This window comes from Corynebacterium kalidii (assembly GCF_022869005.1).
GTDB classification, from domain to species: domain Bacteria; phylum Actinomycetota; class Actinomycetes; order Mycobacteriales; family Mycobacteriaceae; genus Corynebacterium; species Corynebacterium kalidii.
The window spans coordinates 151,658-167,667 of the sequence record NZ_JALIEA010000011.1; the positions used below are offsets into that span (position 1 = coordinate 151,658).

The following is a 16,010-nucleotide window of genomic DNA, read 5'->3' on the forward strand; positions in this document are numbered from 1 at the left end:
TCCCCGGGGTGTTCCGGGGCGGCAGAGGGCTTAGACGAACAGGCCGCCCAGGCCGACAGCGGCCACGATCAGGCTGATGACAGCGCTGATGCCCTTGACGCCGTCGATCCAGTCGTCACCTTCGCCGGGAGCGAAGGAGCCGAGGATGCCGCCGTCCGCGAAGAGGTCGTCGAGGGAACCGGAGATGTCGGACGAGCCCTCGCCGGAGCCTTCGCCCGTGCCGGCGTCCGACGACAGGGAGGTCAGGGAGCCGGGGAGGTCGGAGGATCCGTCCTGGGCGGAGGCGACGCCGACACCGGCGAATGCGACAGTGGCGGCGGTGGCGCCGGCGAGCAGGGTCTTCTTGATCTTCATGTGAGTGTTCCTCTTGAGTCAGGGTGCGCCGGTGCTGAGATGCCGACGCGAAAGAAGGCGATGTACCTGGTCTATCGTCTGATATTCGTGGAAAAACGTCCACACCACGAGCGGGCCGCTGAGGCCGCTCAGTGTGGCGGTGACGGGTATGAGCGGTGCAATAGCGCCGATTACCTGCGGTGATGATGGTCTTTGTCGACTCTGCCGGGTCGCGGCCGAACCACTCATTATGGGGGGCTTTGCGGGGGTTCCTTCGTTCCTCAGCGCGTGCAACGGAAGAAATAGGTGCTACAGACAGAACAACATCACCGTCGTCCTGGCGTCGGCGTGGGGGGCAGGCGGTCGGAGGGGTCGGGTTACGGACATGAGGAGCAGGCATAAGGAAACGGCCCTGACCGGGGTGGTCAGGACCGTGAGGGGTTCCGTGCTCCGCGGGGGAGCGGGTGCCGCATGGTGCGGCTGGAAATCAGAAGGGCAGGGCCGGGAGCTTGCTGGAGATGTCGGCGACCATGTCGTTGAAGTCGTTCACGGCGTCATTGATGTCCGGCAGGATGCTGATCGAGCCGGCGACGGCACCGCCGAAGTCGTTGATGACGGTGAGGATCTCGGTGGCGTCCTGGGCGCTGCCGAGGGAGCCCTCGAAGTTGCCGTCCTCGTCGGGGGTGGGGAGGCTGCTCGAGGAGGAGGTGGTCTCCTCAGTGGGGGTCTCGGCGTTTCCGCCTTCGTCGGTCTGGGCGGCGGCGATGCCGGTGCCGGCGATGGTGACGGTGGCGGCGGTGGCTGCGGCGAGCAGGCTCTTCTTGATGGACATGTGTATGTACCTCACTGAACTTGTGCGGCCGTCCGGGGGAGAGTTCCCGGGCGGAGGCGGGGGTCCCGCCGTTCGTCGAAGAAGTTACCAGTGGCGCACGCGTATGTCGTGGGGTAAGTCACTTTCTTTCGCCCCGCGGAAAAGTGCGGCGAGTTGTGAGAGGCTTACCTGACCTTGCGGGCGTCATCCGGAGGAGTCCGGATGTTCATCTCCCGGTTACCTCGGCGCCCGGGTGACGTCACCGTGATGTGCCCGTCCCGCCTGCGATGGAGACCGCGTCTTCCCAGGTGGAGGGTAGTATGGGGATGTGGTGGGGATCGCATCGGTGGTGCCGCCCGGAGCTCTCCGTAGGCAGGTGCCCCGCGGGTCCTTCCGGTCGTGATAATTGTGAATCTAGTCCATAACACCTGTTACTGTGATATGCAGCACATACCGCCGTTCGGGGGTGGGGAATGCCTTCCCGCGGGGTTGCGGCTGGGTCTGCGGCGGAGGTGCTCGCGCCGGACGGCCGTGCGGTCCGGGTTTGTTCCCACGCCCTACCAGTGGCATACTTGGGCGGTTGCCTGTGGTCCGCAGGTTCCTCCACCGTGTCGTGTGGCCGTGCCGCGCGTACGTCGGGGAGGGGTCCTGGGGCGGCCACGGAGAGGCACGGACCGCGCGCGTGAGGGTCGGTAATCCCACGCGCACAGAACTACTAGGTCTACAAGGAGACTAGAAGTGATTCAGCAGGAATCGCGTCTGAAGGTCGCCGATAACACCGGAGCCCGGGAAATCCTGGTCATCCGCGTGCTCGGCGGCTCCACCCGACGCTCCGGCGGCATCGGCGACGTCGTCGTGGCCACCGTCAAGGAAGCAGCCCCCGGCGGAAACGTGAAGGCCGGCGACATCGTCAAGGCCGTCATCGTGCGCACGAAGAAGGAGACCCGTCGTCCGGACGGCTCCTACATCAAGTTCGACGAGAACGCAGCCGTCCTGATCAAGGGTGTCGACAACTCTGATCCCCGCGGCACCCGTATCTTCGGGCCGGTCGCCCGCGAGCTGCGTGACAAGCGCTTCATGCGCATCGTTTCTCTCGCTCCGGAGGTGCTCTAACCCATGAAGATCCGTAAGGGCGATACCGTCCTGGTTATCTCGGGCCCGGACAAGGGCGCGAAGGGCCGGGTCATCGAGGCCTACCCGCAGCGCGACAAGGTTCTTGTCGAGGGTGTCAACCGCATCAAGAAGCACGTCGTCAACTCCGCACCCGAGCGTGGTGCAGAGTCCGAGGGCATCGTCACCCAGGAAGCACCCATCCACGTGTCCAACGTGATGGTCCTCGACGCTGACGGCGAGCCCACCCGCGTCGGCTACCGCTTCGATGAGGACGGCAAGAAGATCCGCATCTCCCGCCGCACCGGGAAGGACATCTGATGAGCGACAACTACACCCCCCGTCTGAAGAGCCGCTACCGCGGCGAGATCCGGGAGACCCTGAACAACGAGTTCCACTTCGACAACGTCATGCAGATCCCCGGCGTGACCAAGGTCGTCGTGAACATGGGTGTCGGCGAGGCCGCCCGCGACTCCAAGCTGATCAACGGCGCCATCAAGGACCTCACCCTGATCACCGGCCAGAAGCCGCAGATCCGCCAGGCCAAGAAGGCGATCTCGAACTTCAAGCTGCGTGAGGGCATGCCCATCGGCGCCCGCGTCACCCTGCGTGGCGACCGCATGTGGGAGTTCCTCGACCGTCTGCTGACCGTCGCCCTGCCCCGGATCCGCGACTTCCGCGGTCTCTCGGACCAGCAGTTCGACGGCAACGGCAACTACACCTTCGGTCTCAACGAGCAGTCCATGTTCTACGAGATCGACGTCGACTCCATCGACCGTCCCCGCGGTATGAACATCACCGTGGTGACCACCGCCACCAACAACGAGGAAGGCCGCGCGCTGCTGCGCGAGCTCGGCTTCCCGTTCGAGGCCGGCCAGAACGCCGCGAAGTAGTCTTCCCGGCTGCATCGAGGACACCTCGACGCCACTGACGCCGTCCCGACTCCCTGCACGCAGGGGGCCGGGACGGCGTTTTCGCGTCCTGCGGATGCCCTGGGCAGTCCCGCACCGGTAACGTCGTCACGGTGAACCAGCACCACGAGCACGCACGTAGTCCGCACCAGCACCTCACCGCCGTCCGGGACCTCGTCGACGGACGTGGTGTCCGCGGCGTCACCCACGTCCCGACGTCGTTGGCGTTGGGACGACGGCTCGCCGCGGACGTGACGGCGGCCGAGGACTCACCGGGTTTCGACAACTCGCAGATGGACGGCTACGCGCTCGCCGGGAGCCACCGGGCCGGCGGCACCTTCCGCGTCGACAGGACGATCCCGGCCGGCAGCGATCCCCGCGAGATCCTCACCGGCACCGCCGGAGCCGTCGGTGACGCCGTCGTCCCCGTGATGACCGGAGCGCGTCTGCCCGCCGGCACCGAGGCCGTCGTCCCGGTCGAGACATGCGACCCCCCGGTATTCGGGGCGGCCGAGGTGACGGTGCCCGCGGCACCCGCCGGGCAGTTCCTGCGCCTCCGCGGTACGGACATCCGGACCGGAGAGGTGCTGTTCCGCGCCGGTGACCGGGTGAACCCGAGGACGGTCGGTGTCGCCGCCGCCCAGGGCATCGCCACCGTCCCGGTGCACCGGGCGGCACGCGTGGTGGTCTGCACCGGCGGCGACGAGATCACCGCCGGCGGGGGAGATGGTGCACGCATCCCGGGTGCCGCGACGATCCGCGACGCCAACGGCCCGATGCTGGAGGCCCTGTGCCGAGTCCACGGGATCGAGGTCGTCGGTACCGTCCGCACGTCCGACAACCCGGTGGCGTTCCGCGCCGCCCTCGACGACGCCGTCACCAAGGCGACCCCCGACGCCGTGGTCACCAGCGGAGGGATCAGCCACGGCGCTTTCGAGGTGGTCCGCCAGACCCTCTCGCAGGAGTCGGACAGCTGGTTCGGCCACGTGGCACAGCAGCCGGGAGGCCCCCAGGGGCTCGCCCGGTTCCGGGGCGTCCCCGTCATCTGCCTGCCGGGGAACCCGGTCTCCACCGCCGTGAGTTTCCGCCTGTTCATCGCCCCGGTCCTCGGCGATGCCGCGGATCCGGTGACCGTCGAACTCACGACGGCGGTCCAGGGGCTGCCGGCGAAGGACTGCTTCCTGCGCGCCCGGACGGAGAACCGCGCCGCGCGGCTGCTGGCCACCCCGGTCGGCGGGGCGGGCTCGCACCTGCTGGCGCAGTCCGTGCCCGCGGACGTCCTGCTCCGGGTACCCGCCGGTGCCTCGCTCGCCGCGGGGGACACCGTGGAGGCATATCCGCTGGACTGACCGTGCGGGGGAGGGCACCGCCGGAGGGCGATGGGGAGGTGCCCGGAGCATCGTCGGGCCCGGCGCCCCTACCGGAAGTTCGGGACGACGTGGTCGATGAACAGCTGGAGGGACTTCTTCTTCTCTTCGTGGGACATCGAGTTGTCCGTCCAGAAGGCGTACTCGTCGTAGCCCATCTCCTCGTAGGACTTCAGGCGCTCGGTGATCTCCGCAGGGGTACCGATCATCGCGCTACGGTGCAGCGCGTCGACGTCGAACTCCGGGCGGTCCTCCACCGACGACAACGGCTGCGGCTCGAGGAAACCGTTCTCCGGGGCTTTCTTGCCGAACGCCCAGGAGCTGAAGGTGCGGTAGAAACGGCTGACCGCCTCGGCCCCGGGATGCCACCCTTCCGGATCATCCGGTGAGTGGACGTAGGTGTGCCGCAGGACCATGATCTCGGGGTCATGGTCCGCCTCCGGGTGCGCTGCGACAGCCGCGTCGAACTTGTCCTTGAGGTCCTGGACCTCCTCGTCGCCCTTCATCAGCGGGGTGACCTGGACATGGCATCCGTTCGCGACGGCGAACTCGTGGGTCTCCGGTGTGCGGGCGGCCACCCAGGTCTTCGGCCCGGCGGCCTGCACCGGCTTCGGGACCGAGGTGGACACCGGGAACGACCAGTGGTCACCGTCGTGCGCGTAGTCACCCTCCCAGAGCTTCTTCACCGCCGGGACGAGTTCGCGCAGGTAGCTTCCGCCGTCCTTGGCGGACAGCCCACCGGCCAGGCGGTCGAACTCGAACTGGTAGGCACCGCGGGCGACACCCAGTTCCGCCCGGCCGCCACTGATGACGTCGAGGAGGGCGGTCTCGCCGGCTGCACGGATCGGGTTCCAGAACGGCGCGATGATGGTGCCCGCACCCAGACGGATGGTGCTGGTGTGTGCGGCGAGGGAGGCGAGGGCGACCATCGGGTTGGGTGCGACCGTGTACTCCATGGAGTGGTGCTCGCCGGTCCAGACGGTACCGAAGCCGCCAGCCTCGGCCATCGTCACCAACTCGACGAGGTTGTTCCAGTGCTCTTCGTGGCTGATGGAGTCGTCCCAGCGCTCCATGTGGATGAACAGTGAGAATCGCATGTCAGTTCCTTTCCGCGATGGTGGTGTTGGTCCGTGCCCAGAGGTGGTGGGGCACCTCCCGGACGATGACGGTGATGTTCTCCGGGGCGGCGTCGACGGTGGACTCCGCGACCCGGTGGAGGCCGTCGATCAGGTCGCGGAGCTGTTCCGGCGTCCTGCCTTCGGCGATGGAGACGTCGATCAGGGGCATGGCGTGTCCTACCCCCTCATGACGAACGGGTCGGCGACGGGCCCCTCGTCGGTGTTGATCCACACGGACTTCAGGCGTGTGTACTCGTTCATCGACTCGATGCCGTGCTCCACACCGACCCCGGACTGTTTGAAACCCTGCCGGGGTGACATCGGGGACATGGCACGGTAGGTGTTCACCCACACCGTGCCGGCCTCCAGGGACTGCGACATGCGCATCGCACGCTGGAGGTTGGACGTCCAGACGCCGGCGGCGAGGCCGTAGTCGGTGTCGTTCGCCAGGCGGAGCACCTCCTCCTCGGTGTCGAAGGGGATCACCGCGGCGACGGGACCGAAGATCTCCTCGCGGCAGACCCGCATGTCGTTGGTCGCGCCGGTCAGGACGGTGGGGGAGAGGAAGTAACCGGGGAGGTCCAGCCCTTCCGGGCGGGTTCCCCCGTAATGCAGGGTGGCGCCTTCACCGACGCCGATGTCGACGTAGGACTTCACCTTGTTCAGCTGGTCCTCGAAGGCGAGGGGGCCGAGTTCGGTGTCGTCGGCCAGTGGGTCACCGATCCTGATGGTCGACGCGCGGTGGGTGATCTTCTCGAGGAGCTCGTCGTGGATGCTCCGGTGGGCGAAGATCCGGGACCCGGCGATACAGGTCTGCCCGGCGGCGGCGAAGATACCGGCGACGGCGCCCATCGCGGCGTTGTCGATGTCGGCGTCGCCGAACACGATGTTGGGGCTCTTGCCACCGAGTTCCAGGGTGCAGCCGATGAACCGGGACGCGGCGCTGGAGGCGATGTGCGAGCCGGTCCCCGTCGACCCGGTGAACGAGATCTTCGCCAGTTCCGGGGAGTCGACGAGCGCAGCACCTGCTTCGGCCCCGTACCCGGTCACCACGTTGACGACGCCGGCGGGGAAGCCCGCTTCGACAGCGAGCTCGGCCAACCGCAGGATCGTCCGCGAGGTGTACTCACTCGGCTTGATGACCAGTGTGTTTCCTGCCGCGAGCGCCGGGGCGAGCTTGGAGATCGTCAGTGTGAGCGGAGAGTTCCACGGGGTGATCGCACCGACCACCCCCAGGGGCTCGCGCATGGTGAAGTTGATGATGTCCAGCGAGGAGGCGGGGATCTGCGATCCCTGGACCTTGTCGGCCAGGCCCGCGTAGTAGTAGAGGTACTCCGGTACGTTCTTGAGCTGGCCGGTCATCTCGCGCAGGAGTTTGCCGTTGTCCAGACTCTCGTACCGGGCGAGCTCGGGTCCGTTCTCGCCGATCAGGTCGCCGAGGCGCCGCAGCAGGTGCCCACGTTTCGTCGCGGTGAGCCCGGCCCATGACCGGTGGCGGAAAGCGGCGTCGGCGGAGGCCACCGCGGCGGCGACGTCCTCGGCCGATCCGCGTGCGACCTCGTAGAGGGTGTCGAGCGTCGTGGGGTTCGTCGAGGCGAAGTACTCGCCGTTCGCCGGGGCGTGGTGTTCGCCGTTGATGAAGTGGGTGAGGCGTTCAGTCATGTGGTGCTCCTCTCGGTAGTGGTGTGTCAGACGTGGGACGTCAACGGTGGGACGTCAACGGCGCAGATCCGCGGCGCGTCCGACGTTCTCCCGGATCAGGGCCGCGACATCCTCCGGGTGGGTGTCGGGAACCATGTGGCGTGCTCCGCCGATCACGTGGACAGGCGTCCCCGGGATGCGTTCGGCGATGCGGTGACTCATCCCCGGGGTCGACCCGGGGTCGAGTTCGCCGGTGACGGCCAGGACGGGGACGTCTATCCGGTGGAGGTCGTCCGCCAGGTCCCTGTCTCCCTCCGCGAAGACGCGGTAGGCGTGGAGGTAGGAGTCGACGTCGTTGGCCAGGAGTATCCTCCGCGTCCGTTCCCGGAGTGCCGGGGCGTCCGGCAGTCCGGCGTCATCGGGGAACCAACGCTCCAGGGCCCGGTTCGCGCTGAGCGGGAAATCCTCCGCCGCCGTGTTCAGACGCTGTCGGACAGCGGCGGATTCCTCCGGGGTCCTGGCGCAGACGGAACTGACGCAGGTGAGGGACGACACCCGTTCGGGACAGTGCACCGCGATGTACTGGGCGATGAGTGAGCCGAGCGAGAACCCGACCAGGTGGACGGGCTCACCGGGGTCGCCGGGCAGCCGCCCGACGACATCCCCGGCCAACTCGGCGAGACCCACCGGGCTGTCCAGCGGTGGCCGGTCCCCGTGCCCGGGGAGGTCGAGGGCGACGACGGAGTCGGCGTCGACCTGTCCACCGTCGGTCAGGGCGGCGATGACCGAGTCCCAGATGCTGGCGTCGAGACCGACGCCGTGGAGGAGGACGATGGGCTGTCCCATGGCGACGACCTGTTACTTCGTCTCGGTCGAGAGGTCCGCGAGCCGCTGCTGCGGGCGTCCGGTCCCGGTGCCGCCCAGGGCGATGAGGATCTCGTCCGGGTGGGGCGCGTCGGCGACCCGGCACTCCACGGTCTGGTGGTGCGAGCGGATCGTGGCGTCGGTGAAGTGCTTGAGAGGCATGTCGAACGGGGTCCCCGACACGCCCCGCCGCTCCACGGCGGGGAGGAGGGTGGACGCGTCGGCGGCGTCGCGGAAGTGGTTGCCGAACTTCAGCGTGTGGATCAGGGCGGAACCGTGCTCGATCTCGCCGTTGGTCCCGACGATCGCAGCCTTGCCGTACGCCTCGAGGGGGACCCCGAGAGCCTCCATCACCCGGGGAGCCAGCAGCGCGCCGAGGTCCGAGGCCGTCGCCTCGATACCGGGGGCGAGGTCCTCGACGAAGCCCTGACCCGCCCACGGGTTCCTGATGACGGCCGCGACGACGACGACACGCTTCGCCGGTTCGACACTGCGGCCCCCCTCGGAGAAGATCTCGTCGACGGTGGTGGTGATCTTACGGAGTTCCATTAGATAAGTCCTTTCAGGATGTCGGTGGTGACGGGCTGGTCGGTACGCCGGTCGCCGATCCGGGGGAATGGCCGGGGACCGGTGGACGCCGCTGCGATGACGCAGATCTCGTCCGCGTGCGGGGCGTCGGCGAGGTCCACGTCGATGGTCTGGTAGTGGTCCCGGTTGGCGGCGTGGGTCTTGTGCCACATCGGGACGTGCACGGACGTGCCCTCCGGGACCCTGCCGTCGGTGAAGCAGATGATGGAGGTGCCGCCGAGCAGCTCGCGGACGAGATTGCCGAAGTACGGGGTGTGGACCAGCGCCCCGGCATGTTCGAGCTCGCCCCCGGTGCCGACGAGTGCGGCTTTGCCGAAGGCCTCGATGTTGTCCGCGCCACCCAGCGAATCCGTCAGCCGCTGCGACAGGAGCGCCGCGAGGACCGGGGCGATCGTACGGGTCTCGGGCGAGAGGTCGCGGTCCGGTCCGGTACCGGTCCACGGGTTACGCAGCACCGCGATCGCCGCGGCCTTCTGGACAGGCCGGGTGAGTTCGGTGCCGGCCTCCGAGACGACCTCCTCGTGGACCAGGGTGAGTCTGCGTATACCGAGGCTGGCGCCCAGTTCCTCGAATGTTGTCGGCTTCTCCGTCATTCTTCCTCCTCTGTGTGGTGCCCGGCGGGGACTCCTCGTCCGAAGTCGTCGCCGAAGCTCTGGTAGAGCGCTGCCCGGCTCGACGCCCCGACATGCGCCCGCATCGCCGCTTCCGCGCCGTAGGGGTCCTTGTCCCGGATCGCGGCCAGCACGTGGTGGTGCTCCCGGTCGGACTCCGTCAGCCGCTGGGGGTCGGTCACCGTCTTCTTGACGAGATGGTCGTACGCCAGCTGGTTCATCAGCCAGCCGTAGGTCTCGTAGAGCTTCTCGTTGTCTGCACCCCGGACGAGGGTCCAGTGGAACTCGCTGACCAGCCTGGCGTACCGGGCGCTGTCACCGGCGCGCGCGGCGTCGTCGGACTCGAGGACGTTGCGCTCGAGGACATCGAGTTCAGGTACCCGGCCCCGTTGGGCCATGAGGCTCGCGGCCAGCCCTTCAAGCGACTCCTTGAGCTGGAAGAGTTCGATGATCTCGCGACGGGTCGGCTCCCTGACGAATGTGCCCACCCGCGGCCGGATCTCGACCAGCCCGATCATCTGCAGGGCCTTGAGCGCCTCCCGGACAGGGGTGCGGCTGACGCCGTACTCCTCGGCGAGGGCGGTCTCCGGGATCTGCTCGCCCGGAGCGAACTCGCCGGTGACGATGCGGGCCCTGATCCTCTCGTGGAGCGACGGTTCGGCTGCTGTCGCCGCCGTCGTTGTGGTCGTCTGTTGCATACAAGGAATGTAGCCCGAGTTGGCGCTTGGATGCAAGATCTGCGGGGAAACTACTGAATGGATGTGCATATTTGCAGGTAGTCAGACTTTCGCCGTGGTGGTTGACGTGACGCGCGACACTCTCTATGGTTTTGTGTGTGCAACACAACCATGGTGTTGGATACAACAGAAGCGAGATTCCGGGTATCCACGGCACCCCGACACGTACCGAGGAGAGAGGTGGGCATGAGCCACAACCTGAAGAAAGCGATCACCGAAGCCTGGCACGCGGCATGGGACAAGGGGGACGTCTCGGTCTTCGACCAGCTCACCGACGAGAACTACCGTCGTAAGAGCGCGCACTCGGGCGGTCTGTTCGACCTGGAGGCGATCAAGACCGAGATCCTGGGGATCCGTGCGGCGTTCCCGGACCTGACCACCGTCGTCGACCACATCGTCATCGACGGTGACGACCGTGACTGCAAGGCCGCGGTGTACTGGCACTCCACCGGGACGTTCACCGAACCCCTCGGTGACGTCCCGCCGACCGGGACCAGCGTCGTCACCCACGGCTCCAACCTGCTGACCTTCGACGCGGGGAGGATCATCCTCGAGGAGGCGACGTGGGACCCCAGCGCCCTGCTCGCGGACCTCGGCCTCAAGTCGCTCAGCTCGGCCTTCGACCAGGAGAACGAGTCGGTCAGCGACAACCTGGACGGGCGGCCCACCACGGAGGCGCTGAAGGCCTTCAACCGTCAGTTCATCACCGGGGTCACCGTGGTGACCGCCATGGACGCCGACGGTAAGCCGCGCGGACTCGCTGTGAACTCCTACAACTCGGTGTCACTGGAACCGCCGTTGGTCATGGTCTGCGTGCAGAAGTCCTCGTCGACCTACGCGTCCCTGTTCCAGGCCAGCCACATGGGCATCAACATCCTCGGTGGTGGCCAGCGGGAGACCCTCCGGACCTTCGCCTCCAAGGGGGCGGACAAATTCGCCGACCTCGACTGGCACCAGGGGCCGAACGGGTCCCCGCTGCTGGACGGTTCGTCAGCCTCGATCGAGGTGGAGATCAAGGAGCGCTTCCAGGCGCACACGCACACGATCTTCGTCGGCCGGGTGCGTTCGGCGGAAGCCACCGACGACGACCCCATCATCTACAAGGCCGGACAGTTCTTCCACAGCTCCGACCTGACCCCGCTCGACTGAGCCGGCCAGCACCCCGAAAGGTGAACCACCACCATGACCGATCTGACCGCGTTGCTGTCCGAGGTACCCACCGGCCTGCTGATCGACGGTGACTGGCGCGACGCCTCCGACAACACCACCTTCGACGTCACCAACCCCGCCACCGAACAACACCTCGCCACCGTCGCCTCAGCCACCAGCGACGACGCCCTCGCCGCCCTCGACGCCGCCTGCGCCGCCCAAACCGACTGGGCCCGCACCAGCCCACGGACCCGCTCCGAGATCCTGCGCCGCGCCTTCGACCTGGTCCACGACCGCGCCGAGACCTTCGCGACCCTGATGACCCTGGAAATGGGCAAACCCCTGGCCGAGGCCCGCGGCGAGGTCACCTACGGCGCCGAGTACCTACGCTGGTTCGCCGAGGAAACCGTCCGCCACTACGGCCACCACACCACCGTGCCCGAAGGCACCCTGCGCATGACCACCCGGCACAAACCCGTCGGCCCGTGCCTGCTGATCACCCCGTGGAACTTCCCGTTGGCTATGGCGACCCGCAAAATCGCCCCGGCCATCGCCGCCGGCTGCACCATGGTGCTCAAACCCGCCAAACTCACCCCACTGACCGCCCAGTACCTCGCCCAGACGATGATCGACGCCGGCCTGCCCGCCGGAGTACTCAACGTGGTTGCCTCCGCCAGTGCCGCACAGGTCTCGGCACCGCTGCTGGCCGACCCGCGGTTGCGCAAACTCTCGTTCACCGGGTCGACCCCGGTGGGGGTCAACCTGCTCAAGGCCGCGGCCGACAATGTGCTGCGTACCTCGATGGAACTCGGTGGTAACGCCCCGGTGATCGTCTTCGAGGACGCCGACATCGACCAGGCCGTCGACGGGGCCCTGGCGGCGAAGACGCGCAACGGTGGTGAGGCGTGTACCGCGGGTAACCGTATCCTGGTCCATGAGGCCATCGCGGCGGAGTTCACCGAGAAGTTCGCCGCGAAAATGGCCGCACTGCGTGTCGGTGACGGTATGGCTGCCGGTACCGATATCGGCCCGATGATCGAGGCCAAGGCGGTGGCGAACCTGCAGTCGTTGGTCGATGATGCCGTGGCCCGTGGTGGCCGGGTGCGTGTCGGTGGGGGCCCGGTGCCGGGGCCGGGGTTCTTCTTCGCCCCGACGGTGATCGTCGATGCGCCCCGGGAAGCCCGGGTGTTGCGGGAGGAGATCTTCGGGCCGATTGCTCCGATCGTCACCTTCGGTTCGGAGGCCGAGGCGGTCGTGATGGCCAATGACACCGAGTTCGGGTTGGCCTCGTATGTGTTCTCGCAGGATCCGTCGCGGATGTACCGGATGGCCGACGGGTTGGAGTTCGGGTTGATGGGGTTCAACGCGGGGGTGATCTCTAATGCGGCGGCGCCGTTCGGTGGGGTCAAGCAGTCCGGGATGGGTCGTGAGGGTGGTGCTGAGGGCATCGCGGAGTACTCGTCGGTGCAGTACATCGGACAACCCGACCCCTACGCCGGGTAGGCACCGGTAGCCACGTGGGTCGACTTCCGGCTCCATTCAACACAGAGACAGGATCCCTGACATGAACGACAAACCCGACAACACGGAACATCCGGGCGGTCACCGACGACGAGGTCGCAACCGACCGTCGATCAACCCCGTCGATAAGCTCCGGACCTCGAGGACCCAAGGCACCGTCGGGCTGTACCCGCATGACCTGCACCCCGGGCTGGTCCCGGGTATCAGCGTCGAGGAACAGCGCAACCGGTTCGGCCTGGACAGGACGGTCTTCGGGGTCGCCGCAGTCCTCATGGTCTCCTTCATCACCTGGGGAATCGTGAGCCCCGCGACCGTGGGCGACGTCGCGTCGACAGTATTCGCGTGGTCGCTCGAACACTTCGGGTGGCTGCTCAATAGTACGATGATGCTCGGCGTGATCGTCATGGCCTACCTGGCCTTCTCCCGCTTCGGGAAGATCAAGCTCGGCAAGGACGACGAGAAGCCCGAGTTCTCCAGGTTCTCCTGGGTCGCGATGATGTTCGGCGCCGGGATCGGCGTGGGCATCTTCTTCTTCGGCCCGTCGGAGCCGTTGTCGCACTACCTGTCTCCTCCACCGGAGACCGTGGAGGGTGAGACCCCTGCCGCGCTGCACCGTGCCATGGCGCAGTCCCACTTCCACTGGGGGCTGTTCATCTGGGGCCTCTACGCGATGGTCGGCGGCGCCCTGGCCTACAGCTCGTACCGGCGGGGACGGGTGACACTGATCAGCTCACTCTTCCGGTCCCTCTTCGGCCAACGGCAGACAGAGGGACTGGCGGGGCGTCTCGTCGACATCATGGCCATCATCGCCACCCTCTTCGGGACGGCGGCGACGCTCGGACTGTCCGCCATCCAGATCGGACAAGGCGTCGAGATCATCTCCGGTGTCGGTGAGGTCACGAACACCGTGCTCATCGCCGTGGTGGGCGTGCTGTCACTGGGGTTCATCATCAGCGCGGTGTCCGGTGTCGCCCGCGGCATCCGCTACCTGTCGAACATCAACGTCACGTTGACCCTCGGGCTCGTCCTCTTCGTGTTCCTCCTCGGGCCCACGCTCTTCCTACTCAACCTGATCCCGGCCGGCATCCTCAACTACGCCGACAACATGCTGGACATGATGAGCAGGGGACTGTCGTGGGGAGACGAGACCATCGAGTTCCAGGCGATGTGGACGGCGTTCTACTGGGCCTGGTGGATCGCCTGGACGCCCTTCGTGGGGACATTCATCGCCCGGATCTCACGGGGCCGCACGATCCGTGAACTCGCGATCGTCACGACGCTCGCGCCGACGTTCATCCTCATCCTCGCCTTCACCGTCTTCGGTGGCACCGCCATCAGCTTCAACAGGGAAGGGCGGGAAGGCTTCGACGGGTCGGCATCCCCGCAGAACGTCCTGTTCTCGTTGTTCAACGAGCTTCCTCTGGGGGCCATCACCGGGATCCTCCTGATGGTGGTTCTCGCGATCTTCTTCATCACGTCGGCGGACTCGGCGTCCACGGTGATGGGGACGCTCTCTGAACGGGGCAACCCGCGGCCCCGCAAAGTCATCGTCGTGTTCTGGGGCCTGTGCATGACCGGGATCGCGGTGGTCATGCTGCTCTCGGGCGGTGAGACGGCGCTGACCGGACTGCAGAGCCTGACGTACCTCGTGGCGATCCCGTTCTCGCTGGTGCTCGTCGGGATCGCCGTGTCGTTCATCAAGGACCTCTCGACCGACCCCGCGGCCATCAGGAGGACCTACGCCCAGAACGTCATCCAGAACGCCGTGATCAAGGGACTCGAGGAACACGGCGACGACTTCGAACTGGAGGTGTCGGCCGCGTCGGACGGCAGGGGAGCGGGCGCGGACTTCGACTCGACCGACGAGAAGGTGACCGGCTGGTACCGACGCACCGACGAGGACGGCAACGAGATCACCTACGACTACGCCTCAGGGGAATGGGCGGACAGTGACTCGGCCGACGACCCGGCCGACGATCCCGGTGACGGTCGGGGTGACACCCGAACGCCCTGACGGACAGCGCGACCGCACCGTGGCCGGGGGGGCACGGCGGTCGCCGTCAGCCCCCGATCGCGCTCATGGTGCGCTCGGGCTGCACGTACTCCGGGTCGTTCAGGGTGACGGCGTCGGAACCGTAGGCCCGGGGCTTGCCCCACATGGCGGTGGCCCAGGTCCGGGCCACGTCCTCGTCGTCGGCGCCGCCACGCAGCAGGCCCATCAGGTCGGTCTCCTCCTGGGAGAACAGGCAGCTGCGTACGCGGCCGTCGGCGGTGATGCGGGTGCGGGAGCACGCCGCACAGAACGACTCGGTCACCGAGGCGATGATCCCGACCTTGCCCAGGGCGGTCGAGTCCGGCGAGGCGCCACGTGGACGGACCTCCCACAACTGTGCCGGGGCGGACCCGCGGGGCACAGGGTCCTCGGTGAGTTCGTAGACCGTGGACAGCCGCTGACGTATCTCGGCCGCCGAGACCAGGTTCTTCCTGGCCCAGGAGTGGTCGGCGTCCAGCGGCATCTGCTCGATGAACCGCAGCTGGTACCCGTGGTCCAGACACCACGTGGTCAGGTCCACCACACCTTCGTCGTTCACCCCGCGCATCGCCACGGCATTCACCTTCACCGGTTCCAGCCCCGACGCCTTCGCGGCCTCCAGCCCGGCGATGACCTGGGGAAGCCGGTCCCTCCTGGTCACCCTGGCGAAGGTCTCCCGGTCCACGGTGTCCAGGGACACGTTCACCCGGGTCAGCCCGGCGTCGACGAGTTCGTCGATACGCTTGTCCAGACCGATGCCGTTCGTCGTGATCGAGATCGACACCTCCGGGTGCATCGTGCGCACGCCGCGGACGATGTCGGCGAGGTCCTTGCGCACCAACGGCTCGCCACCGGTGAAGCGGATGTCCTTCACACCGAGCACGCGCACACCGATGTCGGCGAGGCGGACGGCCTCCTCCGCGGTGAGTAGCTCGTCCTTCTTCAGCCACGGCAGCCCCTCGGCGGGCATGCAGTAGGTGCAGCGCAGGTTGCATTTGTCGATCAGCGAGATGCGGAGGTCGTCGGCGGTGCGGCCCCACCGGTCGGTGAGGCGGAGCCGAGTCGGTGCAGTCGGTGCAGTCGGCGCAGCCGATACAGTTGAAGCGGTCACCGGTTCACCTCCGTGGATTGATGTCGTTGTCTACCGGTCTACCTTGGCACAGGGGGCGGCTGCGAACCAGTGGCGTCTGGTAGCTCCGAACGGCTGTCCGGTACAG

17 protein-coding genes are annotated in these 16,010 nt (G+C 67.2%); 7 read left to right on the forward strand and 10 right to left on the reverse strand.

The features are described 5' to 3' along the window. Positions 1–30: 30 nt before the first annotated feature. A complete protein-coding gene (locus MUN33_RS03810; RefSeq protein WP_244803583.1) occupies positions 31–354 on the reverse strand; it encodes a hypothetical protein in 324 nt (107 codons plus the stop codon). 466 nt (positions 355–820) lie between these two features. After that, positions 821–1,165, reverse strand: coding sequence for a hypothetical protein (locus tag MUN33_RS03815; RefSeq protein WP_244803584.1), 345 nt, complete (start codon positions 1,163–1,165; stop codon positions 821–823). 717 nt (positions 1,166–1,882) lie between these two features. Here MUN33_RS03815 and rplN point away from each other — a divergent pair. The 4 genes from rplN to MUN33_RS03835 all read left to right on the forward strand — a co-directional run bounded on the left by rplN (position 1,883) and on the right by MUN33_RS03835 (position 4,514). Further along, positions 1,883–2,257, forward strand: a complete 375-nt coding sequence (gene rplN, locus MUN33_RS03820) for a 50S ribosomal protein L14 (protein WP_244803585.1) — start codon at positions 1,883–1,885, stop codon at positions 2,255–2,257. Positions 2,258–2,260: 3 nt separating this feature from the next. Beyond that, a complete protein-coding gene (gene rplX, locus MUN33_RS03825) occupies positions 2,261–2,575 on the forward strand; it encodes a 50S ribosomal protein L24 (protein ID WP_038546349.1) in 315 nt (104 codons plus the stop codon). Further along, positions 2,575–3,147, forward strand: a complete 573-nt coding sequence (gene rplE / locus MUN33_RS03830; RefSeq protein ID WP_244803586.1) for a 50S ribosomal protein L5 — start codon at positions 2,575–2,577, stop codon at positions 3,145–3,147. The genes rplX and rplE overlap by 1 nt, the downstream gene beginning before the upstream one ends. 131 nt (positions 3,148–3,278) lie before the next feature. After that, entirely contained in the window at positions 3,279–4,514 is a 1,236-nt protein-coding gene (locus tag MUN33_RS03835; protein ID WP_244803587.1) for a molybdopterin molybdotransferase MoeA, read from the forward strand. A gap of 68 nt (positions 4,515–4,582) precedes the next feature. Here MUN33_RS03835 and MUN33_RS03840 read toward each other — a convergent pair whose 3' ends face one another. Genes MUN33_RS03840 through MUN33_RS03870 form a run of 7 tightly spaced genes read right to left on the reverse strand, consistent with a single transcriptional unit; the run spans position 4,583 to position 10,052 of the window. Beyond that, positions 4,583–5,629 carry an LLM class flavin-dependent oxidoreductase gene (locus MUN33_RS03840; RefSeq protein ID WP_244803588.1) on the reverse strand — a complete coding sequence of 349 codons (1,047 nt, stop codon included), beginning with the start codon at positions 5,627–5,629 and terminating at the stop codon, positions 4,583–4,585. 1 nt (position 5,630) lies between these two features. Beyond that, positions 5,631–5,819: a tautomerase family protein gene (locus tag MUN33_RS03845; RefSeq protein WP_244803589.1), complete on the reverse strand. Its 189-nt coding sequence runs from the start codon at positions 5,817–5,819 to the stop codon at positions 5,631–5,633. A gap of 8 nt (positions 5,820–5,827) precedes the next feature. Next, the gene (locus tag MUN33_RS03850; RefSeq protein WP_244803590.1) at positions 5,828–7,312 is read right to left on the reverse strand and encodes an aldehyde dehydrogenase; all 1,485 of its coding nucleotides are present in this window, start codon (positions 7,310–7,312) and stop codon (positions 5,828–5,830) included. 54 nt (positions 7,313–7,366) lie between these two features. After that, entirely contained in the window at positions 7,367–8,137 is a 771-nt protein-coding gene (locus tag MUN33_RS03855; protein ID WP_244803591.1) for an alpha/beta fold hydrolase, read from the reverse strand. Between the two features lie 12 nt (positions 8,138–8,149). Then, complete coding sequence (locus MUN33_RS03860; protein WP_244803592.1) at positions 8,150–8,704, reverse strand: amino acid synthesis family protein; 555 nt, start codon at positions 8,702–8,704, stop codon at positions 8,150–8,152. Further along, the gene (locus MUN33_RS03865; protein WP_244803593.1) at positions 8,704–9,336 is read right to left on the reverse strand and encodes an amino acid synthesis family protein; all 633 of its coding nucleotides are present in this window, start codon (positions 9,334–9,336) and stop codon (positions 8,704–8,706) included. The genes MUN33_RS03860 and MUN33_RS03865 overlap by 1 nt, the downstream gene beginning before the upstream one ends. After that, complete coding sequence (locus tag MUN33_RS03870) at positions 9,333–10,052, reverse strand: GntR family transcriptional regulator (RefSeq protein WP_244803594.1); 720 nt, start codon at positions 10,050–10,052, stop codon at positions 9,333–9,335. The genes MUN33_RS03865 and MUN33_RS03870 overlap by 4 nt, the downstream gene beginning before the upstream one ends. Positions 10,053–10,277: 225 nt before the next feature. Here MUN33_RS03870 and MUN33_RS03875 point away from each other — a divergent pair, with 225 nt between their 5' ends. From MUN33_RS03875 to MUN33_RS03885, 3 genes are all read left to right on the forward strand, one after another. Next, a complete protein-coding gene (locus tag MUN33_RS03875; RefSeq protein WP_244803595.1) occupies positions 10,278–11,240 on the forward strand; it encodes a flavin reductase in 963 nt (320 codons plus the stop codon). A 33-nt stretch (positions 11,241–11,273) separates the two neighbouring features. Then, the gene (locus tag MUN33_RS03880; RefSeq protein WP_244803596.1) at positions 11,274–12,743 is read left to right on the forward strand and encodes an NAD-dependent succinate-semialdehyde dehydrogenase; all 1,470 of its coding nucleotides are present in this window, start codon (positions 11,274–11,276) and stop codon (positions 12,741–12,743) included. Positions 12,744–12,804: 61 nt separating this feature from the next. Next, positions 12,805–14,775 carry a BCCT family transporter gene (locus MUN33_RS03885; protein WP_244803597.1) on the forward strand — a complete coding sequence of 657 codons (1,971 nt, stop codon included), beginning with the start codon at positions 12,805–12,807 and terminating at the stop codon, positions 14,773–14,775. A gap of 46 nt (positions 14,776–14,821) precedes the next feature. On the opposite strand, the gene moaA is transcribed toward MUN33_RS03885, so the two are convergent. Next, positions 14,822–15,904, reverse strand: coding sequence for a GTP 3',8-cyclase MoaA (gene moaA / locus MUN33_RS03890; RefSeq protein ID WP_244803598.1), 1,083 nt, complete (start codon positions 15,902–15,904; stop codon positions 14,822–14,824). Positions 15,905–16,010 lie beyond the last annotated feature (106 nt).